This is a genomic window from Entomomonas sp. E7T21, from assembly GCF_058693955.1.
Map to the genome: position 1 here is coordinate 284,637 of NZ_CP191672.1, position 23,305 is coordinate 307,941.

The 23,305-nt window shown below is 36.5% G+C and carries 20 protein-coding genes; 9 read left to right on the forward strand and 11 right to left on the reverse strand.

Features of this window, described 5'->3' with window-relative positions:
- Positions 1-31 precede the first annotated feature (31 nt).
- Both ACQVD9_RS01395 and ACQVD9_RS01400 read right to left on the reverse strand, forming a co-directional pair.
- On the reverse strand, positions 32-418 hold the full coding sequence (locus ACQVD9_RS01395; RefSeq protein ID WP_264747122.1) for a hypothetical protein: 387 nt from the start codon (positions 416-418) through the stop codon (positions 32-34).
- 139 nt (positions 419-557) lie between these two features.
- Positions 558-1,445 carry a lysophospholipid acyltransferase gene (locus ACQVD9_RS01400; protein WP_264747123.1) on the reverse strand — a complete coding sequence of 296 codons (888 nt, stop codon included), beginning with the start codon at positions 1,443-1,445 and terminating at the stop codon, positions 558-560.
- A 140-nt stretch (positions 1,446-1,585) separates the two neighbouring features.
- On the opposite strand from ACQVD9_RS01400, the gene recN reads away from it, so the two are divergent.
- Complete coding sequence (gene recN, locus ACQVD9_RS01405) at positions 1,586-3,250, forward strand: DNA repair protein RecN (protein WP_264747124.1); 1,665 nt, start codon at positions 1,586-1,588, stop codon at positions 3,248-3,250.
- Between the two features lie 3 nt (positions 3,251-3,253).
- On the opposite strand, the gene thiE is transcribed toward recN, so the two are convergent.
- Both thiE and ACQVD9_RS01415 read right to left on the reverse strand, forming a co-directional pair.
- The gene (gene thiE / locus ACQVD9_RS01410) at positions 3,254-3,883 is read right to left on the reverse strand and encodes a thiamine phosphate synthase (protein WP_264747125.1); all 630 of its coding nucleotides are present in this window, start codon (positions 3,881-3,883) and stop codon (positions 3,254-3,256) included.
- Positions 3,880-4,683, reverse strand: a complete 804-nt coding sequence (locus tag ACQVD9_RS01415) for a hydroxymethylpyrimidine/phosphomethylpyrimidine kinase (protein WP_264747126.1) — start codon at positions 4,681-4,683, stop codon at positions 3,880-3,882. Before ACQVD9_RS01415 ends, thiE begins: the two co-directional genes overlap by 4 nt.
- A gap of 157 nt (positions 4,684-4,840) precedes the next feature.
- On the opposite strand from ACQVD9_RS01415, the gene choX reads away from it, so the two are divergent.
- From choX to ACQVD9_RS01445, 6 genes are all read left to right on the forward strand, one after another.
- Positions 4,841-5,800 (forward strand): choline ABC transporter substrate-binding protein, encoded by a 960-nt coding sequence (gene choX, locus ACQVD9_RS01420; RefSeq protein WP_264747127.1) that lies wholly within the window; start codon positions 4,841-4,843, stop codon positions 5,798-5,800.
- Positions 5,801-5,826: 26 nt separating this feature from the next.
- Positions 5,827-6,786, forward strand: a complete 960-nt coding sequence (gene pip / locus ACQVD9_RS01425; RefSeq protein WP_264747128.1) for a prolyl aminopeptidase — start codon at positions 5,827-5,829, stop codon at positions 6,784-6,786.
- An 11-nt stretch (positions 6,787-6,797) separates the two neighbouring features.
- The gene (gene dtd / locus ACQVD9_RS01430; RefSeq protein ID WP_264747129.1) at positions 6,798-7,235 is read left to right on the forward strand and encodes a D-aminoacyl-tRNA deacylase; all 438 of its coding nucleotides are present in this window, start codon (positions 6,798-6,800) and stop codon (positions 7,233-7,235) included.
- A gap of 88 nt (positions 7,236-7,323) precedes the next feature.
- Positions 7,324-7,788, forward strand: coding sequence for a hypothetical protein (locus ACQVD9_RS01435; RefSeq protein ID WP_264747130.1), 465 nt, complete (start codon positions 7,324-7,326; stop codon positions 7,786-7,788).
- Positions 7,789-7,915: 127 nt separating this feature from the next.
- A complete protein-coding gene (locus ACQVD9_RS01440) occupies positions 7,916-8,815 on the forward strand; it encodes an aspartyl/asparaginyl beta-hydroxylase domain-containing protein (RefSeq protein WP_264747131.1) in 900 nt (299 codons plus the stop codon).
- A gap of 101 nt (positions 8,816-8,916) precedes the next feature.
- Complete coding sequence (locus ACQVD9_RS01445) at positions 8,917-10,368, forward strand: glyceraldehyde-3-phosphate dehydrogenase (RefSeq protein ID WP_264747132.1); 1,452 nt, start codon at positions 8,917-8,919, stop codon at positions 10,366-10,368.
- A 51-nt stretch (positions 10,369-10,419) separates the two neighbouring features.
- Here ACQVD9_RS01445 and ACQVD9_RS01450 read toward each other — a convergent pair whose 3' ends face one another.
- The 7 genes from ACQVD9_RS01450 to ACQVD9_RS01480 form a co-directional block, all read right to left on the reverse strand.
- Entirely contained in the window at positions 10,420-13,878 is a 3,459-nt protein-coding gene (locus ACQVD9_RS01450; protein ID WP_264747133.1) for a hybrid sensor histidine kinase/response regulator, read from the reverse strand.
- 70 nt (positions 13,879-13,948) lie between these two features.
- Complete coding sequence (locus tag ACQVD9_RS01455) at positions 13,949-14,284, reverse strand: GlpM family protein (protein ID WP_413774186.1); 336 nt, start codon at positions 14,282-14,284, stop codon at positions 13,949-13,951.
- Positions 14,285-14,294: 10 nt separating this feature from the next.
- Positions 14,295-15,152, reverse strand: a complete 858-nt coding sequence (locus ACQVD9_RS01460) for a DUF1444 domain-containing protein (protein ID WP_264747135.1) — start codon at positions 15,150-15,152, stop codon at positions 14,295-14,297.
- 20 nt (positions 15,153-15,172) lie between these two features.
- Positions 15,173-15,430 carry a YheV family putative zinc ribbon protein gene (locus ACQVD9_RS01465; RefSeq protein ID WP_264747136.1) on the reverse strand — a complete coding sequence of 86 codons (258 nt, stop codon included), beginning with the start codon at positions 15,428-15,430 and terminating at the stop codon, positions 15,173-15,175.
- Entirely contained in the window at positions 15,430-17,475 is a 2,046-nt protein-coding gene (gene prlC, locus ACQVD9_RS01470; RefSeq protein ID WP_264747137.1) for an oligopeptidase A, read from the reverse strand. The genes ACQVD9_RS01465 and prlC overlap by 1 nt, the downstream gene beginning before the upstream one ends.
- A gap of 28 nt (positions 17,476-17,503) precedes the next feature.
- Positions 17,504-18,256 (reverse strand): RsiV family protein, encoded by a 753-nt coding sequence (locus ACQVD9_RS01475; RefSeq protein ID WP_264747138.1) that lies wholly within the window; start codon positions 18,254-18,256, stop codon positions 17,504-17,506.
- 4 nt (positions 18,257-18,260) lie between these two features.
- The gene (locus ACQVD9_RS01480) at positions 18,261-18,572 is read right to left on the reverse strand and encodes a DUF2782 domain-containing protein (RefSeq protein ID WP_264747139.1); all 312 of its coding nucleotides are present in this window, start codon (positions 18,570-18,572) and stop codon (positions 18,261-18,263) included.
- 383 nt (positions 18,573-18,955) lie between these two features.
- Here ACQVD9_RS01480 and ACQVD9_RS01485 point away from each other — a divergent pair, with 383 nt between their 5' ends.
- Both ACQVD9_RS01485 and ACQVD9_RS01490 read left to right on the forward strand, forming a co-directional pair.
- A complete protein-coding gene (locus tag ACQVD9_RS01485) occupies positions 18,956-20,104 on the forward strand; it encodes an efflux RND transporter periplasmic adaptor subunit (RefSeq protein ID WP_264747140.1) in 1,149 nt (382 codons plus the stop codon).
- Between the two features lie 27 nt (positions 20,105-20,131).
- Complete coding sequence (locus ACQVD9_RS01490; RefSeq protein ID WP_264747141.1) at positions 20,132-23,305, forward strand: efflux RND transporter permease subunit; 3,174 nt, start codon at positions 20,132-20,134, stop codon at positions 23,303-23,305.

The following is a 23,305-nucleotide window of genomic DNA, read 5'->3' on the forward strand; positions in this document are numbered from 1 at the left end:
GAGGGTATAAAATATACCCTCTCGATAACTATTAAATAAATTTATCTAAATTAATACCAAATCCTTTAGCCATATCTAATGCTTTAGCTACAAGGTTAGCATTATCAGGTTTGGCTAATTCTGAAACTTGCTGGTCGGTATCTTTTGCAGCAAATTGGCCAGCTAACTGCTTAAACATAGCAATAAAGTTTTCTGATGAATCAGGATTACTAGTTTCATTGCTACCTAGTGCTTTTAGGGCAGATAGCTTTTGGATAATATCAGGTGAAAGATTGCCTAAAAATTTCTGAATAAGATTGCCAGAAACCTCATTACCAAGCAGGCTTTTTGCCATACCTAGTAAACCACCTGCATCATTATTAGAGGAAAGTGAGCCGGCTAGTTTGGTGTATTGTGAAATAATATCAGTTAAAGACATGATAATACCTTATAGGTTGAATGATCAGTAGTAATTATAGGTAATATGAATAGTATTATTACTATGAGACTTAATGCTAACATTTTATAAAGTCTTTTATAAACAATATATTAATTACATTAAAAAGTGCTAGATTTAATTAATACCAGCGATCCTCTCCCTCTGGACGTTGTTTAAAACGTTTCATACTCCACATATATTGGGTAGGCCATCTCTTCACACAGCCTTCAATAATTTGTCCCATAACAGCTACACTTTCATCTGTATCTTTACTGTAAATTTCTTCAGGTACATTTTCAAAAATAACCTTATAACCTGAACCATCTTCTAAACGAATAGCATGTCCTACGAACGCAACTGCTTTTTTACCTGTAACCATACTAGGTACAAACTTACTGGTAAGCACTTGAGTAGCAAAAAAGGGTACAAATACACCGGATGATCTAGAGGGTTCTGGATCAGCTGGAATACCGGCACAGCCGCCTTTACGGATTTCTTTGATAACACTTAAAATACCTTCTTTGGTGGAGGGGGCTACTCTATTTCCCATTTGTACACGACGTTTTTTTAAAAACTCATCAAGCTCTTTTAATTTAGGTGGGCGATAAAAAATAATAGGATTACAATAACTAGAGTAAAAATGATTAAGTATTTCCCAATTACCTAAATGGCTAGTAATACCAACCGCGCCTTTACCTGAATTAATAGCGTTTAGTAAAACATCTAGTCCTTCAACTTGTTTAATATATTTAAGGGTTTTTTCTGGAGGCCAACACCATGCACAAGCACTTTCGGCCATTGTTTTACCTTGGTTAATTAAGGTTTGTTTAGCGAGTTTTTCTATTTCTATTGCTGAAAGTTTAGGAAAACATTTTGCTAAATTAATTAAGGCCACTTGCTTTGAACGGTTTGGGAATATCCACATAAGATAGCCAACAAAACCCCCTACTTTTTGTATGCCACCCCAAGGTAATAAGGCTAATAAACGAAGAAAGCCAACCGCTAATTTACCCTTAAATTTTTTCACAAATAATACTCATCTATTTAATCACTGTTATTATTTTAACATTTACTAAAGAATAATGGGCTATGGATCACGTTTTGTTGACTAATAGCTTATAATAGTCATTTAGTGTATTTATAGCATTATCTATAGGTTAATTATTCATGCTAGTGCATTTGTCTATTAAAAATTATGCCATTGTCGATCATCTGGATCTTGATTTGTCATCTGGAATGACAGTGATTACAGGGGAAACAGGGGCTGGTAAGTCTATTATGTTAGATGCACTAGGCTTAGCTTTGGGTGATCGTTGTGATAACAGTGTGGTTAGACAAGGTGCAGATAAAGCAGATATTTTAGCTAGTTTTGAGCTAACCAATATTCCAGAAGCTAAACAGTGGTTGATTGACCACGATCTTGTAAGTGATGATATTTGTATATTACGTCGCGTAATTAATCAAGATGGTCGTTCACGTGGTTATATTAATGGTACGCCTTGTCCTTTATCCCATCTCAAATTGCTAGGTGAATTACTGATAGATATTCATAGTCAGCATGAACACCAGTCGTTGTTAAAATTAGAAACACATCGTCATTTATTAGATGATTATGCAGGTAGTCGAGCATTAGCTGAACAAGTTAAGCAACTTGCCCAACAATGGAAACAAACACAGCAAACACTACAAAGATTATCCAGTAATAGTGAAGAGCAACAGGCAAAACAACAATTATTAAGTTATCAACTTGAGGAGTTAGAAAAACTGGCTTTAGCTGATAATGAAGTAGAGCAACTGGAAGCAGAACAAAGAAATCTAAGTCAAGCAGATACTATTTTAAGCGCCTGCCAGCAAGTTTTAGATACTTGTAGTAATGATGAGGCCAATATTTTATCTGCACTTAGCATGAGTGTGCGGCGTTTAACTGGTTTTAAAGAACCTGTAGAAGGATTAGCAGATGCTACTAGTTTATTAAGTAATGCACAGATTCAATTAGAAGAAGCGATTGCTGAGATTAATCATTTTGTAGACCACTTTGATATAGATCCACTACGCCAACAACAAGTAGAGGATCGGCTAGATGCCATTTATAGTCTAGCAAGAAAACATCATTTACAACCTACAGAGTTGGTTGAGCTTACTCAGAGATTGCAGGATGAATTAGCCAATATTGAAGCAGGTGATGAAAAGTTAGAGGAATTAGCTAATACATTAGAACAATTAGCCAAAGACTATCAGCAAGCCGCTGAAAAACTATCTGCACTACGTAAAAAAGCAGCAGCAAAATTGGCAAAAGCTGTACAGCAAGAAATGCAAACATTAGGTATGCCAGGAGGGCAATTTACCATAGAACTAACAACCATAAATACTTCTGAACCACAATTGCATGGCTTAGAAACAATAGAGTTTTTGGTAAGTGGTAACCCTGGGCAACCTGTACGGCCTTTAAATAAAGTGGCTTCTGGTGGCGAGTTGTCAAGAATTAGTCTTGCCATTCAAGTAATTACTGCTCAAACATCCCGAGTTTCAACATTAGTTTTTGATGAAGTGGATGTGGGCATTGGTGGGCCTACAGCAGAGATTGTAGGCAAGTTATTACGAAAACTAGGTGAACAAGGGCAGGTGTTAACAGTAACCCATTTACCACAGGTAGCTGCACAAGGGCATCATCATTTATTTGTACATAAAGAGCGTACTAAAAACTCTACTCAAACAGCAGTAACAGCACTGGATAAACAACAAAGAATAGAAGAGTTAGCAAGAATGTTAGGCGGTGTTGATTTAACCAAAGAGTCCTTAGCTCATGCAGAAAAAATGCTAACAGGGGGCTAGCCTTTAATTTGAATAGTTTATAAGCTGGACAAATTGTTCAGCTATGGCTTTAACTTGTTTGGTCGACTCGACAGCAAAGAGTTCATTAACAACAGCCAATAAATTAGCACCTTGTTTAAGTAAAATAGGGGCATTTTGTAAAGTAATACCCCCTATAACACAAATAGGTAAATCTAAAGTTTTTGCCTGTTCAATTACACTAATATCAGCAGGTTTAGCATTTGGTTTTGTTTTAGAAGCAAAGAAGCGACCAAAAGCTAAATAACTAGCACCTTCTGTTTTTGCTTGTTGAGCTAATGCTATACTGCCATGGCAAGTTGCACCTATAATAGCTGTATTGCCAAGTAGCTCTCTCGCTTTTTGGATAGAACCGTCTTCTTGTCCTAAATGCACACCTGCACCTAGCTCTTTCGCGAGTAGTACATCATCGTTAATAATTAACTGAGCTTGATATTGCTTACATAGTGTCAGTAAAGCGCTTGCCTCTTGGTAACGGCGGTGTGTATCTTGAGTTTTATCACGATATTGTAAAACTTTCATACCGCCTTGTAGTGCAGCCTCTACATAGGGTAGTAAGCGACCATCAGCTAATAACTTATTATCAGTAATTCCATAGAGCCCTGCTAATATCATGAACAGAAATCCAGCGGCAAACGACGGGGAATATACTGTCCATGGCCAGGTGCTTCTGCATCCCGTAGTGTTCGCCACGTATAATCAAGGGCAGATTTTACTGCACTGATTAGTTCTTCTCCTAGTGCCAAGCGTCCTGCTAATGCACTTGCTAGCGTACAACCTGAACCATGATAGTTGCCTGGTAAGCGTGCACAGGTAAAAATATGTTTTTCGCCCTGCTGAGTATAGAGGCGATTAGAGATTACAGGGTCTGACTCATGGCCGCCTTTAATCAGTAAATGTTTGCAGTATTTTAATAATTTTTCTGCACATTCATCTGCTGAGCCTGCAGGCAGTTCCGCTAAAATACGCGCTTCAGGTAAATTAGGAGTACTGATAGTCGCCAGTGGGAATAGTTTTTCGCGAATAGCATAAGCGATATCACCTTTACCTAAGGTACCACCACCACCAGCTCTTAATACGGGGTCACATACCAATGGTAAGTGAGGATTTTGGTTGGCTATTTCAATAATAGTGTCAACCATCTCCATATTACCTAACATACCAAGTTTAATAGAGGAAACTGGCATATCTTGTAACACAGCGTTGGCTTGTGCCAATACCCATTCTCTGTCTAATACTCTAAAATCAGTAACATCAACTGTATTTTGTACAGTGAGGGCTGTTACGGTGGGAGCAGCATGGCAGTTTTGTGCCAAAATAGCTTCAATATCAGCTTGAATACCTGCTCCACCACTAGGGTCGTGGCCAGATAAACAAAGGACAATAGGTCTTGAGGGTGGGGTATTATGGATCATAGTATTAGCACAGTTTATTAAGAGTAATAGAGTAAAATACAAGATTGATGGTCTAAAGTATATATTAAATTAATACAGACCATTTTGCTATTTACCTAAAATCATAGTATGGTTGTTTTAGCATTAACTAAGTTGCTGCGATAGCAGGGGAGAGAGAATGAATAAGCTCAGTAAAATAATATGTGTAGGATTATTAGGGTTAGCAACAAGTTTAGTAAGTTGGGCAGATGAGCCAGTAGAAGATATTTTGGCTTGTCAAAATATTAAATTAGCTGAAACAGGTTGGGCTGATATTAGTGCTACTACTGCTATGGTTTCAGTGGTTGCTGAGGGGCTTGGTTATGAGGTTAGTGCTCCTATTATTTCTGTTCCCATTGCTTTTACTAGTGTTGCTAAGGGTAAGGTTGATGCTTTTTTAGGTTATTGGTCTCCCTCAATGGATGGTATTGCAGCGCCTTTTGTTAAAGATAAGACAATCATTATTCCTGAAAAAGCCAACTTGGAAGGGGCTAAATACACATTAGCCGTACCTGCTTATACTTATGAGGCAGGCTTGCAATCATTTAAAGATATTGCCAAATTTAAAAAGGATTTAAACGCGCAAATATATGGTATTGAAGCAGGTAATGACGGTAATTTGTTAATTCAAAAGATGATCAAGGATAACTTATTTAATTTAAGTGATTTTAAGTTAAGAGAGTCTAGTGAAGCAGCTATGATTAGCCAAGTTAAACGAGCAGTAAAAGCCAACAAACCTATAGTGTTTTTAGCTTGGGAACCACACCCGATGAACAGTCAGGTTGAGTTGAAATATTTAGCTGATGGAGATGAGGTGTTTGGTCCTAATTATGGTAGTGCTAAAGTATTTACTATTATTTCTCCTGAGTTTCAAAAACGTTGCCCAGCAGAAGCTAATTTAATTAGCCAAATTCGTTTTACAGTGGAAATGGAAAGTGAATTAATGACAGAAATTTTAGAAAATAAAGTACCTGCTAAAAAAGCAGCTAAAGAGTATTTGAAAAAACATCCTGAAGTGCTTAAACAATGGCTTGTAGGTATTAAAAGTACTAATGGTGAAGATGGAAAAGTAGCTATTGATAAATATTTAGCGCAGTAAAATTTGATAAGGGATCAATAAAAATCATGCAGCCACTGTTTCCAGAGATAAAGCCTTATGCTACACATAAGTTAGCTGTGCAATCACCTCATGTACTATATATTGAGGAGAGTGGTTCTATGACAGGTCTGCCAGTGTTATTTTTACATGGCGGACCTGGCGGTGGATGTGATGAAAATAGTGCCCGTTTTTTTGATCCCACTATTTATCGAATAATTACGTTTGATCAACGTGGCTGTGGTCGTTCAACACCCTATGCCTCTTTGGAAAATAATACGACTTGGGATTTAGTGGCAGATATTGAGCTTATTCGTAAAGAGTTAGCTATTGATAAGTGGGTAGTGTTTGGTGGTTCGTGGGGTTCTACCTTAGCATTAGCTTATGCACAAACGCATCCTGAAAGAGTCTTAGGATTGATTTTACGGGGCATCTTTTTATGCAGACCAACTGAGATTGAATGGTTTTATCAAAAAGGTGCTAGTTATTTATTCCCAGATTATTGGGAAGATTATATTGCACCTATTCCAGAAGTGGAACGTGGTGATTTAGTACAAGCTTTTTATAAGCGTTTAACGGGTACTGATGAGATTGCTCAATTAAATGCTGCACGAGCTTGGTCAGGTTGGGAGGGAAGTACTATTACTTTAGCGCCTAATCCTAAAATTACACAAAGTTTTCTGGAAACTAAAAAAGCCTTAGCTATGGCTCGTATAGAATGCCATTATTTTATAAATAATGCTTTTTTAGAACCTAATCAATTACTGCGTGATATGGACAAAATAGCCCATATTCCAAGTATTATAGTTCATGGTCGTTACGATGTGATTTGTCCCCTCGATAATGCTTGGCAACTTCATAAGTTATGGCCAAATAGTGAGCTTAATATTATTCGTGAGTCAGGCCATTCAGCATTTGAGGTGGGTACAGTGGATGCCTTAGTAAAAGCTACACATGCTATGGCTGAAAAGCTATTAACTGAAAAATAAGGGATAAGTGAGTGAAGGCTTTAATTCAACGAGTAACTGAAGCCCGTGTGGCAGTAGAAGATAAAACAATAGGTGAAATTGGTATCGGTATTCTTGCATTAGTAGGAATTGAACCAGATGATACACCAGCAAAAGCTGATAAGCTGCTACATAAGTTATTAAACTATCGTATCTTTACTGATGAAAATGATAAGATGAATCGTTCATTGGCAGATATTAATGGTGGATTGTTGTTGGTATCACAATTCACTCTAGTTGCAGACACTAAAAGTGGATTACGCCCCAGTTTTTCTACCGCAGCCTCTCCTGCTTTAGGAGAGGAATTATTTAATTATTTATTAGTACAAGCAAAACAGAAATATACACCTGTTGCAACAGGTTGTTTTGGTGCTAATATGCAAATTCATTTGATAAATAATGGTCCAGTAACTTTTTTATTGGATGTTTAGTTTTATCATTGATTTACGCCTGTGAACAAGTAATAAATTTTAATTAATATCGTGTTTAGTAATAATTTAATTGATTGAGGATGTAATAGTGATTAACACTACCATACCAACAGAGGCTGATTGGGCTGATTATCAAACGGAACTAGACTGTCAAGAAGCATATGATTTATACGCAGGGAAAGATGCAGAAAGTTTAAAGTCGGTTTTTGTGGAGTCAATAGATCGTTGTGTAGATGGACTACATTTTATGCCTCCAAAGGTTTTTCATTATTATGCCAGTGTTTTTGCTGATTATGTGTTGCAAGTAGAGAGATTACCAGGCTTACAACCAGAGAATCGAGCACTAGCAGCAGCAGGTTTGTTTACTTTATTAGAAAATAAATTACATATCAGCCCTATGGATGTGAAAGAAATTTATCCAAAACTAATAGAAATAGCTAAATATGTAGCAGAACATCAGTCAAATTACTATGCGGATAAAGAGCAATATGGTGATTTTTCTAAACAGCTTGTTATTTTTAATGCATTAGCTAAAGAATCACATATTATTTAACAGGTATTTGTCGTTCTATTTGAGGGAATTAGGGGACAAACTATTCGCTATTAGTATAATGTTTTATTTAAAGTATTATAGAAGTAGCTTATTATATTTTGATTAGAATAGTAGGTGGGTACAGCAATTGAAAATTATCATTGTAGGATTGTTAATAGCTAGTGTTCTATTTGTTCATTATCGTGGTCGTGTTCGTCATAAATGGTCTCGCCAAATAAAAGATCATTCAACTTTCTTAGCACCACTAAATTCTATTATTTATTTAACTTCTAAATTACCTAGTCAACCGTATTATTCAACAGATATTTATCCTGAATTAAAGGTTTTTGAGGAAAATTGGCAGAAAATTAAAGAAGAAGGTGAACGTTTATTAGAGGCTGGTAAAGTAAAAGGTTCTGATAAGCTCGATGATGCAGGTTTTAACTCTTTTTTCCGCAAGGGCTGGAAGCGTTTTTATTTAAAATGGTATGGCGATAGCCATCCTTCAGCTATGGAGTTATGTCCTTTTACTACAGCGTTAGTGAAAGATATTCCAACCGTTAAAGCCGCTATGTTTACTGAGTTACCACCAGGAGCACGTTTAGTAACGCATCGTGACCCTTATTCGGGTTCTCTTCGTTATCATTTAGGACTTGATACACCTAATGATGATAGATGTTTTATTGAAGTAGATGGTGAGCGATATTCATGGCGTGATGGTGAAGGTGTTATTTTTGATGAAACGTATATTCATCATGCTGAAAATATGACAGATCATCGCCGTTTAATTTTCTTCTGTGATATGGATCGGCCTTTAAAATATAAATGGGCAACCAAATTTAATCATTGGGTAGGTAAAAATGTAGTAGGAGCTGCTGCTTCTCCTAATGAAGATGGTGATAAACTAGGTGGTATTAATAAAGCTTTTGGTTTTCTTTATAAAATTCGTGAGCGTGGAAAAGAATTAAAGAAAAGAAACCGTTTCCGTTATTACCTTGAACAGTGGTTATTACTGGCCTTTGTGATTTGGATTATTTGGATTATTTAAATTTCCTAGTAAAGGCCATTCCTTTTCATTGATGGAATGGCCTTATTTTTGGCATAATAGGGCAACCATTTATCCTCTAATCAACAAATGGAAGGTGCCTAGTGTCTCAAACATCACAACAATGTCTTACTGATTGGACGGATCGTGAAGCGTTAGCTGAAACAATGATCCCGCTAGTAGGTCAGCTGTATCGTAATAATCATGTTGTTACATCAATTTATGGTTTTAGCCTAATCAATCAGTCTGTTGTCTCTATTTTACAAACTCATGCCGCCACCCATTATCGTTTTGGTAGTGAAGCAGAACTTTCTGTAAAAGAAACTTATCCTTTATTAAAAATCATGACAGAGCTTAATTTAGGTTCTGCTTCTATTGATCTTGGTAAGTTAGCTGTCAAGTACCGTGAAGAGCAATCATTAACACCAGAACAGTTCTTACGCAAAGAGTTGGCCGATATCATAGATAAGCCAGCTGATAAACAAACAGATTGTGGTACGGATATTGTGCTTTACGGCTTTGGTCGTATTGGACGCTTGCTTGCGCGCATTATGATTGAAAGAACAGGTAGTGGTGATGGTTTGAGATTACGTGCTATTGTCGTACGTAAGGGCTCAGATGATGATTTAGAGAAGCGTGCCAATCTATTACGACGTGACTCTGTGCATGGTGCTTTCAATGGTACCGTGTTAGTTAACGAAGAAAATAATACATTATCAATTAATGGTAATCTAGTACAGGTCATCTACTCAAGCGAGCCTAGTACAGTAGATTATACCCAATATGGTATTAACAATGCGATTGTTATTGATAATACTGGTAAATGGCGTGATGAAGAAGGTTTGAGCCAACACTTAAAATGTAAAGGTGTGTCACGTGTTATTCTAACGGCACCTGGTAAAGGTAAATTAAAGAATATCGTTTATGGTGTAAATGATAGTTTAATTACCAAAGATGATAAGATTCTTTCTGCTGCCTCTTGTACTACTAATGCCATTGTACCTGTATTAAAAGTAATTAATGATCAATTTGGTATTGAGAATGGTCATGTAGAAACCGTCCACTCATACACTAATGACCAGAATTTGATTGATAACTTCCACAAAGGAAGCCGTCGTGGACGTAGTGCACCATTAAATATGGTAATTACGGAAACAGGTGCAGCAACAGCAGCAGCTAAAGCGCTACCTGAATTAGCAGGCAAGTTAACAGGTAATGCGATTCGTGTACCAACACCTAATGTATCACTCGCTATTCTTAATTTAAATCTTGGTAAATCAACCTCTAGAGAAGAGTTAAATGACTTCTTAAGAGATGTTGCATTACACTCTAAATTACATAGACAAATAGATTTTATTGATTCAACAGAAGTAGTTTCTAGTGATTTTGTGGGCTCACGTCATGCAGGTATTGTTGATGCTGCAGCAACTATTTGTACTGATAATCATGCTGTTCTTTATGTATGGTATGACAATGAGTACGGATATAGCTCACAAGTTATTCGTATTGTTGAGAATATTGCCAATGTAAGACGCTTAGCTTTTCCTAAATCTTAATTTAAGAATGTATAAGTAATAAAAAGGCATGTTTTATACATGCCTTTTTTATTATTTTAAGTTTACATGTAGGCTAATAAGCGCTCTTAATTGAGCAGGCTTAAGTGGTTTCTTAATGAAATCCAGCCCTGCCATTTGTAGCTCATCAGCCAGTTCTTGTGAGTTATCTGCACTGATGATAATAGCGGGTAGTTTAGGATTATTTAATTGTTCACGAAGCAATTTTATTAGGTCTGTGCCTATATAACCATGGTCTAAATGGTAGTCAACTAATAATAATTGAGGTTTAAAGCCACTAGTTAATATTTCTTCACATTCTTGTTGATTACGAGCTGTTTTAACTATGCAGTTCCAACGAGACAATAACGTTTTCATGCCCGTTAAAATAGTATCCTCATTGTCTACACATAATACAGCGACTGCTGATGGTTTTGGCTTGTTAGCTACAGCAGGCGCTAATATTTCATCAATTTGTGCTGTGTCAAGCATTAAGGGAGTGTCTTCAATAGGCACAGTGACACTGAAAACAGTACCTTTCTCTAGCCATGAACGAACAGTAATTGGATGATCAAGTAGTTTACAAAAACCATCAGCAATAGCAAGACCTAAGCCTAGCCCTTTTTCTGCACGTGTTTGATGGCTATCTAACCGTTTGAATTCTTCAAAAATAATTTTTTGCTTATCTTCAGGGATACCTTTACCTTGATCCCATACCTCAATCCGCACATGATCTTTAATGCGTCTAGCGCCTAAAACTATTCTACCTTCTCCATAACGGAAAGCATTGGTTAGAAAGTTTTGTAAAATACGTCTTAATAATTTACTATCACTTTTTATAAATAAACTACAGGGATGTACTTTAAAAGTAATATCCTCTGGTGCTAAAGCAGATAGTTCTGTATTGAGTGTGTTAAACAAATCGTTTAATGCAATTGTTTCATTCTTTGGTGTAATACGCCCACTTTCTAGTCGAGAGATATCCAATAGATCAGAGATTAATTCTTCTGCAGAATGCAGTGATGATTCCAAATGATGTATTAATTCTTTAGCAGTGGCTGGTAAATGTTCTTGTGTCAAAGAGGAGGCAAACAGCCTAGCAGCATTTAATGGTTGCATTAAGTCATGGCTTACAGCCGCTAGAAAGCGGGTTTTGGATTCATTGGCTTGTTCTGCATTACTTTTTGCTTTAATAAGTGCTGTGTTTAATTTGGATAATTCTTTAGTGCGTTTATTAACACGTTGTTCTAAGTGTTCATTAATTTCTTGTAATGTACGCTCTGCTTGTCGATAAGCGGTAATATCTGTAAAGCTGGTTACGAATCCACCACCAGGCATAGGATTACCAATGATTTCAATAACTCGACCGTTAGGGAATACGCGTTCAGATTTATGTGGATTACCAAAAGATAACCATTTTAACCGAGAAACTACAGCCTCTTCAGAATTATCAGTACCACACATACCTCGTTTGGCATTATAGTAAATAATATCACCAATAGGCCTACCTATTTGGATAAGTCCTTCAGGATAATCAAATAAATCAATATAACGCTGATTCCATGCCACAAGATGTAGTGATTTATCTATCACGCTAATGCCTTGTGTGATATGTTCTAAAGCACCTTGTAATAATGATCGATTGAAACGCAATACTTCAGATGCTTCATCTACAATAAGTAAAACATCTTCCATTTGCATTTCATGGCCTTCAATGGCTGATTTAACCATTGCTCTGGCAGTAGAGCTTCCTAACCTTTCTGCTAACACATGTTCTGTGTAATAGATCCACTCTGGGTCAGCATTACTAGATAAATCAAAGGATAATTGCTGTTTCTCTGCAAAATTTTCAAACAGCTCTAAAGTATTTCGTTCACCAATAAAACGAGCAGTAAGTGCAATTAAATCTTCTAGTTTCACTACTAAGGTGTTGTCATCAATATTAATATTTTGATTAATAAATTTAGTTGCTTGCCAATGCTCAGTTACTCGTTTTTTAGAGATAAGAGAAAAGAAAACAAAGATAGTAAAATTAACTAATAAGGCTAGCACAGTGCAGAAAGTTATATAGGATAACTTAATTGGTAAAAGGTATTGCAACCATGCAAGTAAACTATTTATAGAAAAATTACTAATATCTTTTTGTAATAGTAAAGGCAACATCAGTGTATAACACCAGATAGCTGCACCTATTATAAGTCCAGCGAGCACACCTTGTTTATTAGCTGGCTTCCAATACAGTGCCCCTACCATGGCTGGCGATAGTTGAACAATACCAGCAAAGGAAATCCATCCAATATCACTTAAACTATTATTGGGTGAAAGACAAAGATAACAGGCCGTAGCCAATGCTAGAATAAGGATACTACACATCCAACGAAATCGTTGTAGCTGTTGAACAGAGAGATTTGATAAAGATGATTGGCTATTTAAAAATACACGATTAGAAATTATTCTTGATAAAGAAAAACAACAAATAATGGTTGAACCTACAGTTGCAGAAAAACCACCTAATAAAACAAGTAAAATTAGTAGGTTTGATGACTCATACATAGGTATGGTAATAAGCCAATATTGGTCGCCAATATCATTTTGCAGTAGATAGCCTGCCATAATGATAGGTACTACACAGATAGCCATAATCAGTAAATAAAGTGAAAAGATCCAACGTGCGGAATCTAAATCTTTTGGCTTTTGTGCTTTGGTAACACCGGTTTGAAATAGATAGGTAATACAAACAATAGCCATCATAATAATCATTGTTTGTAATATAAGCTCTGCAGGGTTTAATTTATGAATTCGAAAAACTTCTTTAAATAACTCAAGATTAATTGGTTTTCCTGTATTGTTAATACCTGAAGAGAGTAAATAACAGGCAAGAATGGCAACACTAATAAAAGCAAGTAATTTTAATGTGGCACCAACAGTAGAAGTAAAAAGTAAACTTTTATATTGTCCCTCAACAATATTTCCTTGTTTACCTGCAATAGTAACAATTAGAAAGGCAAAAATGAGTAAAATAATTAAAGTCAGATAATGTTGGGTGGTAAAAGAGTAACTTATGCTTTGTTCGAAAAATACAGCAATGATAGTAATAGTTGCTTTAAGTTGTAAGGTAATATAAGGAATAAAAGCTACTAGGCAGAGAATAGTTACAATGATTGCTAAAGGTTTACTATTACCATAACGTTTTGCAATAAAATCTGGGACGGAGGTTACATTTTCTTGTTGGCTGATAACGAGTATTTTAACGAGAACACGATGGAAAAAAACAAATATAAAAATTGGTCCAATAAATAAGGGAAGGAAGTCCCATAAATGGGTATTACCACTTTCAGTGATGCCTAGGTATATCCAACCACTGCCATATACTGTGAAGGATAGACTGTAGAGAAGTTTTCTTGGTGTTGGTGATAAAGAAGATGAACGACTAGAACCATATATGTTGGAGCCATAAAGTAAAACTGTATAGATCACTAGTGCTGTAATAATGATACAAATGTGCCACAACATATAATAATCCTTTAGCAATAGTTCTTTAACTTTAATACATTAGTTAGAAATTAATAATGGTTAATTTCAACTAATGAAAAAATTGCCAAAAACATAACAAAATAATGGCAGCAATTAGCCACAAAAGTGTAGCTGTAATAAGTGTTATAGTTAATGTTGTTTTTATGCTTAACCAATATACGGCGAATAAGTAAACAGCATATGGAATGAGAGAGAATATACCAAATAATGCGGTAGCTCGTAAATCATTTAGTGATCTTTCTGTTCCAATAACATAATGTGCAATTAATGCAAATGTTGGAAATAAAGGGATTAAGCCCGCTATATAAAAGCTTTTAGATTTAGATAAAAGGGCGATTAGCAGCACAGCAATAACGCCCATAATACATTTTAGAATTAAAGAGATCATTTATATTTTATTGCAGTGAGTTATATAGGCTAAGTTTATTATCTTTTAGGCAAAATAACTCGGCAGAGAGTGCATAAGGTGCTTCTTGTATTTGTTGTTTTGCATATTGATTAAGCATAGAAACTTGTTCAGGATTATTGCTATCAGCAATAATTAATTGATTACGAGCGATTATCGCAATAATTGGTTCGCCTTTTAGCTCAAGGCTAGGCAACAGTTGATCAAGCATTAACACTAAGCTGGCATCATAATTACCATCAAGGCAGAGGGTAGAACCAATATCTGAAGTATGTATTTCTATATGATCAAGCTTAGATTTAAAGTTTTCTAATGCTTGTTGATAAATAGCTTGTAGATCGTTATTAGCTGAATATTCTGTTAATTGGCTTTGATAAAGGTAAGACATGCGTGTAGACATATCTAAAGCAAAAACAATGATTAAATCACCTGCCAAAGGAAGATAAACTAAAGGGTCTTTTTCTGCATTTGGATCAGCCTGACGAATTGCTCGATAGATTTCATCGAGCCAGCTGATAGGTTTAATAGCAGGTAGCAAAATAGGTTCTTCGTTTACTGCATGGAATATATCGCAGATATTTTGAATAATATTGTTTTTATAAGCATCAAAATCTTCATTACCTTGTAGATAAGCATAATAAAGGTTGTCGGGATAAAAAATAATAGGTTCACCTTCTGGACGTTCAATACTGACACTTATCTTGTCAGGATTATCAGCGTCTAAGATAGTAGCATTAATATCAGGATTAGCGTGTTTAAGTTGTTTAACAAGGTCTTCTGTAAGTTCTTTTTTAGATAGCTTTGCTGGTGAGTTTGTCTTGCCAAACAGTTTTGAAAAAAATCCCATAGTTGCCTCCTTGCTGATGGCTAGTGTGACGTCTTGTTTAATTTAGGATTAGGAAAAAAGCGGATAGGTTTTGACTCTTGTGCTATAGGAGTAGGTTGAGCAATGCGTGTTGAGGGTTCAGCAGGTATACTTAACCCTTGCTCATCTAATGTATCCATAAAGCCACAGGCCATACATTCTCTATGTGGTACATTATTTTCTGACCACATCATTAGTTTATCCATTTCTTTGCAAGAGGGGCAAACTGCCCCTGCAATAAAACGTTTAGGTGTTTTCATCAGGCTACCTCTTCTATAAAACCAGAGTGACGTAGTAACGGTTCTATACTTGGCTCACGACCTCGAAACTCAATAAATAACTCTATAGGCTCTTGAGAACCACCTTTGGCTAGAATAGTTTCACGGAATAAGCGGCCTGTTTCTGGATTAAGTATACCTTCTTCTTCAAAGCGGGAAAATGCGTCAGCAGATAGTACTTCAGCCCATTTATAGCTGTAATAACCAGCAGCATAACCACCTGCAAAAATATGTGCAAAACTATTAGCAAAACGATTGTAAGCTGGTGGTTTTAATACTGCTACTCGTTCACGTACATCATTTAATACGTGTTCAACCGTTTTATCACCATAGAAAGTGTGTAGCTCAAAATCAAATAGGGAGAACTCTAGCTGGCGCACCATCATTAAGCCAGCTTGAAAGTTCTTGGCAGCTAACATTTTGTCCAGTAAGTCTTTAGGTAAAGGTTCACCTGTTTCATAATGGCTAGAAATAAGGGCTAATCCTTCTTCTTGCCAACACCAGTTTTCCATAAATTGACTAGGCAACTCCACTGCATCCCAAGCTACGCCATTAATACCTGATGCCCCTAAGTGTTCTATACGGGTAAGCATATGGTGTAACCCATGGCCAAATTCATGAAATAAAGTAGTCACCTCATCATGTGTTAATAGTGCAGGTTTACCTTCACTAGCAGGCATGAAGTTACAAACTAAATTAGCTACTGGCGTAATGATTTGTCCTTGACTGTTTTGATAGCGATCACGGGCGCCATCCATCCATGCTCCCCCTCTTTTATTGGAGCGAGCATATAAATCAAAGAAAAAGCGACCAATCGTTTTGCCTTGCTCTTTGATTTCAAATAGCCTTACATCAGGATGCCATGTGTCAAAATTGTGTAATTCTGAAATTTGAATGTTGTAAAGTGTTTCTACTAATGTAAATAGCCCAGTTAATACTTTATCAATAGGGAAATAAACGCGTAATGTTTCATCAGAAATGCTATAGCGAGCCTCTCTTAGTTTTTCACTATAATAGCTAACATCCCAACTTTGCATATCCGTAATACCTTGCTCTGCAACATAGTTGCGTAATTCTTTGAGATCTTGCTCTGCAAAAGGCTTACTACGATTGGCTAAATCATTTAAGAAGGTTAATACTTGCTGAGGATTTTCAGCCATTTTGTCAGCTAAAGAAAGTTCAGCATAATTAGCAAAGCCTAGTAATTGGGCTAATTCATGTCTTAATGCTAATATTTCTTGCATAATAGGGCCATTATCAAATTTATTAGCTATTGGCCCTTGATCAGAAGCACGCGTGCAATAGGCTTGATAAATTTCTTCACGAAGCTTTCTATCATCAGCGTAACTAATAACGGCATAGTAGCAAGGAAACTCTAAAGTAATTAGCCAGCCTGTTAAGTTCTTGGCTTGTGCGGCTTGTGCCATTTGCGATTTAGCTGATGAAGGAATGCCAGTTAGTGCTTGTTCATCAGTGATATGTTTTGTCCATGCTTGAGTTGCGTCTAATAGTTGATTAGAAAATTTACTGCTTAATTCAGATAGTTTAGCTTGAATTTCACCATAGCGTTTTTGTTTATCAACGGGTAAATCAATACCTGATAAATGAAAGTCTCTTAACGTATGTTTTAAAATAGTTTGTTGTGGGGTTGAGAATTGTTTAGCTACAGGGCTGTTATTTAAAGCTTGATAACGTTCAAATAGCTGCTTATTTTGTCCCATTTCTGTGGAATACTCAGAGAGCTTAGGTAAGCAAGCTTCATAAGCGTTACGTAGTTCTGCATTATTCATTACAGCATTAAGATGACTAATAGGACTCCAGGTATGACTCAGTTTTTCCCCTATTTCATCTAATAATAGTACAGTGTTTTCCCAACTTAACTCTGTCGGTGGGTTTTCCAATAAATTTTTAATAGCTGTTCTATTACTTTCTAGTACGCTATCAATAGCAGACTCAACATGCTCTGCTTTAATTTCTGAGTAAGGTGGTAAATCGAAATTTGTTAAAAGAGGATTTGTTTGGGTCACGGTTTAAATCTCAAGTAAATTGGTTACTTTAATGGGGTGAGTAGATGGGTTTGATAATATCTCTTAATTGTTCATAGGGGATAAATAATTGAGGTTCACCCATTGCATAAGGAGCTAAAGTATTAGCATCATATTTTAATATTGCTTGTTTAGACAATAAGGCAATATGTGTGGTTTCAACAAACGGCCAATCTTCTTGAAACATTTTATTATTTAGCAATTGATTAGCTTCAAGCCATTGATTATACGAAATTTGTGCAATAGACCAAAAGGTTTGTGTTTTATCTGGGTGAATAGCTTTGGCTAGGGTAATGTCTTGTTGTTTTTGCTTATCGAAATTAATAATGGTAAATTTTTTAGGATTATATTGACTGGTGGCAGGCGCTGTTTGTACAGAAAGTTCTAATACAATAAAAACACTACTTTCTTCCAATAACTCAACGTTAATTATTAGGTGATCGCCCTGATTAGCTTTAGCTAGAAAGCTTGTTAGATACTTATGCAAAGAAATATTAGACGGTGCATTCATTACTTCTAAAAGGCGAGTTTCAATTAATTGATTAAGCGTTGGTATTTTTTTAAAGGAAATACTGGAAAGTTTGAAGCTAGGACAGGAATTATCAATTAGAGTAGAGGCTTCACATCCTGTCTGTTGCTCTTGCCAGTTGATTGGGTCAATATTTAAGTTTTTGGAAGAGGTGTTGTCTCTATTTAAATAACTACAGCCCCCTAGATGAGTCAGTAATAAAAAAATTATTAAAAAATAAGGGAACCTTGTCATTCTTCTACCAACTAAATAATGTCCATGAGGGGATTTTTTCTTGAGGACGGCCATTTTTTAATGTGTTGTTATCTCCATCAGCATTAACAAGGTAATAAGGTTTACCATGTTTAGGTGTCACTTTAACTGAGTAAATAAAACCTTTTATACGACGCTCTTCGATAGTATTGTCACCTTCTTGATAGGTAATGACAGTGGTGTCAGCGTTATTTGGCTGATCTGTTGCTAATTGAGTATCTTCTGTAGAAGGTTTGGTTGACTGTTGAGAACAAGCAGTAACTAGTAATAAACAACCAATCATTAAGATATATTTCATGAGATAACTCTGTTTGTGTGATGCTATTTTATAGTTAAGTTTACCACCTTTTATGAGAGTTATTGAGCAAGTTTGTAAAAAATCCTAAAACTATTAAGACAATAGTGTTATTCTATTAAGCTTCATATACATTATTGTTTATAATGGGCGTAAACTCCTATATAAGGCAAGATAGAATCCTCTATTGTTGTATGTTTTGTATTTGTTTTTATTCTAACTAGTGTTTGAAACTATTTGAAATATTCTTTAGCAAAATAACAGAGATTTATTAAAAGAAGTTGTTTACAAACACTGCTGAATGTAAGTAAAGTTAGCAATCATTTTGTTATTTTTTGTTTTCAGGCTATATTTTTAAGTCCTCTTCTGTGGCTGAGGTTTTTTCTATGCAACTAAAACCAACTCGTTCTATATGGATTTCTGCGTTATCATTATCTATACTGCTGTTAGCAGGATGTGGAAAAGGTAATGAACAACAACAAGAGCAGCCACCACAAAAAGTAGAAGTCGTTACTATTAAAGCACAACCGTATACTCTAACAAGAGATTTACCTGGTCGCACAATGGCTTATCGTGTAGCAGAAGTAAGGCCTCAAGTAGAAGGTATTATCCTTAAGCGACTTTTCAAAGAAGGTGGAGAAGTTAAAGAAGGGGATCAACTTTATCAAATAGATCCTGCTATTTACCAAGCAGATGTAAAAAGTGCTCAAGCTAACCTCGCTTCTGCACAGGCTTTAGAAAAGCGTTATAAATCATTGGTTTCATCAAAAGCTGTTAGCCAACAACAATATGATGATGCTCGAGCTGCCTTATTACAGGCGCAAGCAAGTTTGCAAACAGCTCAAGTTAGATTGCGTTATACCAAAGTATTGGCGCCTATTTCTGGACGTATTAGCCGTTCATTAGTAACAGAAGGTGCTTTGGTTACAACAGGACAAGCCAATCCTCTAACAACCATTAATCAATTAGATCCTATTTATGTAGATATTACTCAACCTTCAAAGGACATTCTTCTATTACGAGAAGAGTTAGCAAAGGGGCAATTGGAGAAAGTGGGTGAAAATGCTGCTAAAACTGTATTGATCTTAGAAGATGGTACAACCTATGAGCACGAAGGTGAGTTAGAGTTTTCAGAAGTGTCTGTTAATGAGTCCACAGGTAGTGTTACGTTGCGAGCAATTTTTAAAAATCCAGAAAATAAATTATTACCTGGTATGTTTGTTCATGCTCGTTTAAAAGAAGGTGTTCGACAAAATGCTATTCTTGTTCCTCAGTTAGGCGTTACCCGTAACGTAAAGGGTGAAGCGACTGCGATGGTTGTGAATAAAGAAAATAAAGTTGAACAACGTATATTAGATGTTTCACGAGTAGCTAATTATAATCAATGGTTAGTTAACAAGGGCTTAGAAGAGAATGATAGAGTTATTGTCAAGGGTCTACAGAAGATCCGACAAGGTGCAAAAGTAGATCCAATAGAACAAGGCCAAGCAAGCAATAAACAAGATGGTAATTCTAATTCAGAAGGCAACGAGTAAAACATAGGTAATCCAGGAAAATAATTTATGTCTAAGTTTTTTATTGACCGCCCGATTTTTGCTTGGGTAATTGCCTTGGTGATTATGTTAGCAGGTGGTTTGTCACTGGTTAGTATGCCTGTGAACCAATACCCTAGTATTTCAGCACCTGCCATTGGTATTTCGGTAATGTATCCAGGTGCTTCAGCAGAAACTGTACAAGATACTGTAGTACAGGTTATTGAACAGCAAATGAATGGTATCGATAATCTGCGTTACATGTCATCACAAAGTAACTCAGATGGTAGTATGACCATTACAGTTACCTTTGAGCAAGGTACAGATCCAGATATCGCTCAGGTACAAGTACAAAATAAATTACAATTAGCTACACCTTTGCTACCAATGGAAGTACAACAACAGGGTATTCGTGTTGTTAAGTCAACAGTTAACTTCTTATTGGTAGTAGGTTTAGTGTCTAAAGATGGTTCGATGACCAACTATGACCTTAGTAACTATATTGTTTCTAATATGCAGGATGCTATTGCTCGTACCCCTGGTGTTGGTGACTTTCAAGTGTTTGGTGCGCAATATTCGATGCGTATTTGGTTAAGCCCTGCTAAATTAAATAATTATAAATTAACACCTATTGATGTTAGTAATGCAATTAAAGCACAAAATATTCAAGTTTCTTCTGGGCAGCTAGGTGGTTTACCTGCATTACCAGGTACTCAGCTTAATGCGACGATTGTTAGTAAAACTAGACTACAAACACCAGAAGAGTTTGGCAATATACTTTTAAAAGTACAAACAGATGGTTCTCAAGTTCGTCTAAAAGATGTATCTGATGATATCAACCTGGGTGGTGAGAACTATGCGATTACAGCCTTGTATAATGGTAATCCAGCTTCTGGTATAGCTCTTAAATTAGCTACGGGTGCTAATGCATTAAACACGGCAAAAGCTGTACGTGCTACTGTTGCTCAATTAGAGCCTTTCTTTCCAGATGGCGTAGAGGTTGTTTACCCCTATGATAGTACGCCAGTTGTATCTGCCTCTATTACTATGGTGGTGCATACCTTATTTGAAGCGATTGTTTTAGTATTCCTTGTGATGTTCTTGTTCTTACAGAACTTTCGAGCAACACTTATTCCAACTATCGCTGTGCCTGTGGTATTACTAGGTACCTTTGGTGTGTTAGCTGCTTTTGGTTTTTCAATTAATACATTAACCATGTTTGCAATGGTTCTAGCCATTGGCTTGCTGGTAGACGATGCTATTGTTGTAGTGGAAAACGTTGAGCGGGTGATGCAGGAAGAAAAACTGCCACCTAAAGAAGCAGCAAAGAAATCCATGGATGAGATTCAGGGAGCATTGGTCGGTATCGCAATGGTACTTTCAGCAGTATTCGTTCCTATGGCCTTTTTAGGTGGTGCAACGGGTATTATTTATCGTCAGTTCTCGATCACTATTGTTTCTGCAATGGTGCTCTCTGTATTAGTGGCATTGATTTTAACACCAGCCCTTTGTGCGACTATGTTAAGCCCTCCTAAAGAGGGAGATGAGCATGGCGAACATAAAAAAGGTTTTTTTGGTTGGTTTAATAGAACCTTTGAAAAGTCAGTTAAAATTTATGTAGGCGGGGTTGCTAAGGTATTAAAAAATAGAGTGTTATTTGTATTGCTTTATGCAGGTGTTTGCGCGGTTATTGTCTTTATGTTTAGAGCAATTCCCACAGAGATGTTGCCACAAGAAGACCAGAAAGTCTTGTTTGCAATGGTGCAAACACCGGCGGGAACGCCTGCAGAAGAAACACAAAAAATAGTGGACGAAATGCGTGAAACTATTTTAAAAACGGAAGCAAAGAATGTTGACTCTGTATTTACAGTGACAGGCTTTAGTTTTGCTGGTCGTGGACAAAGTTCTGCTTTAGCATTCATCATGTTAAAAGATTGGGATAAACGACCAGATGCGGATCAAAGTGTTCAGGCGGTATCAGGTCGTCTTATGAGAATTTTCTTTACGGATGAGAGATTTTTAGGTGGTCAAGTATTTGCTGTCGTTCCTCCAGCAGTTATGGAGTTAGGTAACTCTGGTGGTGTTGATATGTTCCTCCAAGACCAAGGTGGTATTGGACATGAAGCATTAATGGAAGCACGTAATGAATTATTAGGGTTGGCAAGGCAAAGTAAAATATTAAACCCAGCTACTGTCCGTCCTAATGGTATGGATGATGAACCACAATATAAAATATATGTTGATGAAGAACAGGCTAGTGTTTATGGCATAGCTTTATCTGATATTTACCAAACGTTATCTATAGCTTGGGGTAGTAGTTATATTAATGACTTTATTGATCGGGGACGTGTCAAAAAGGTATATATACAAGCTAGTGCTGATGCGCGGATGACACCAGAAGACTTTAAAAAATGGTATGTACGTAACAATAAAGGCGAAATGGTTCCATTAGCTAATTTGGTTAGAGGCGAATGGATGAAAGGCTCTCCTAAATTGGAGCGTTATAATGGTGTACCTGCTGTAGAGATTGTGGGTGACCCAGCCGCAGGTTATAGCTCTGGTGATGCTATGAATGAAATGGAACGTTTAGTAGGACAGTTGTCTGAAAAAGGGGTTGGTTTCTCTTGGACAGGTTTGTCTTATGAGGAAAAATTAGCGGGAGCTCAAGAGCTTGCTTTATATGCATTAGCTGGCGTAGTTGTATTCCTTTGTTTGGCCGCCCTTTATGAAAGTTGGGCTATTCCATTTGCGGTTATTTTAGTAGCACCACTGGGTATTTTAGGTGTAGTTGTTGCTACGGAGTTAAGAGGATTAACCAATGATGTATTCTTTAAGGTGGGGTTGTTAACAACTATTGGACTCGTCTCTAAAAATGCTATTTTAATTGTTGAGTTTGCGCAAGCTTTCCATGAAAATGGTAAAAGTTTAGTAGATGCAGCATTAGAGGCATGTCGTATGCGGATACGGCCTATTGTTATGACGTCGCTAGCCTTTATTTTAGGGGTTGTTCCATTGGCAATTTCAAGTGGAGCTGGTGCTGGTAGTGCGCACTCTATTGGTACTGGGGTTGTAGGTGGTATGCTGTCGGCAACGATTTTGGCTATTTTCTGGATTCCATTATTTTATGTACTAGTCAGTTCATTGTTTAGGATTAAAACAAACAAAGAAAAAGAACAGCTTAGACATGAACAGTTGAAGGATTAA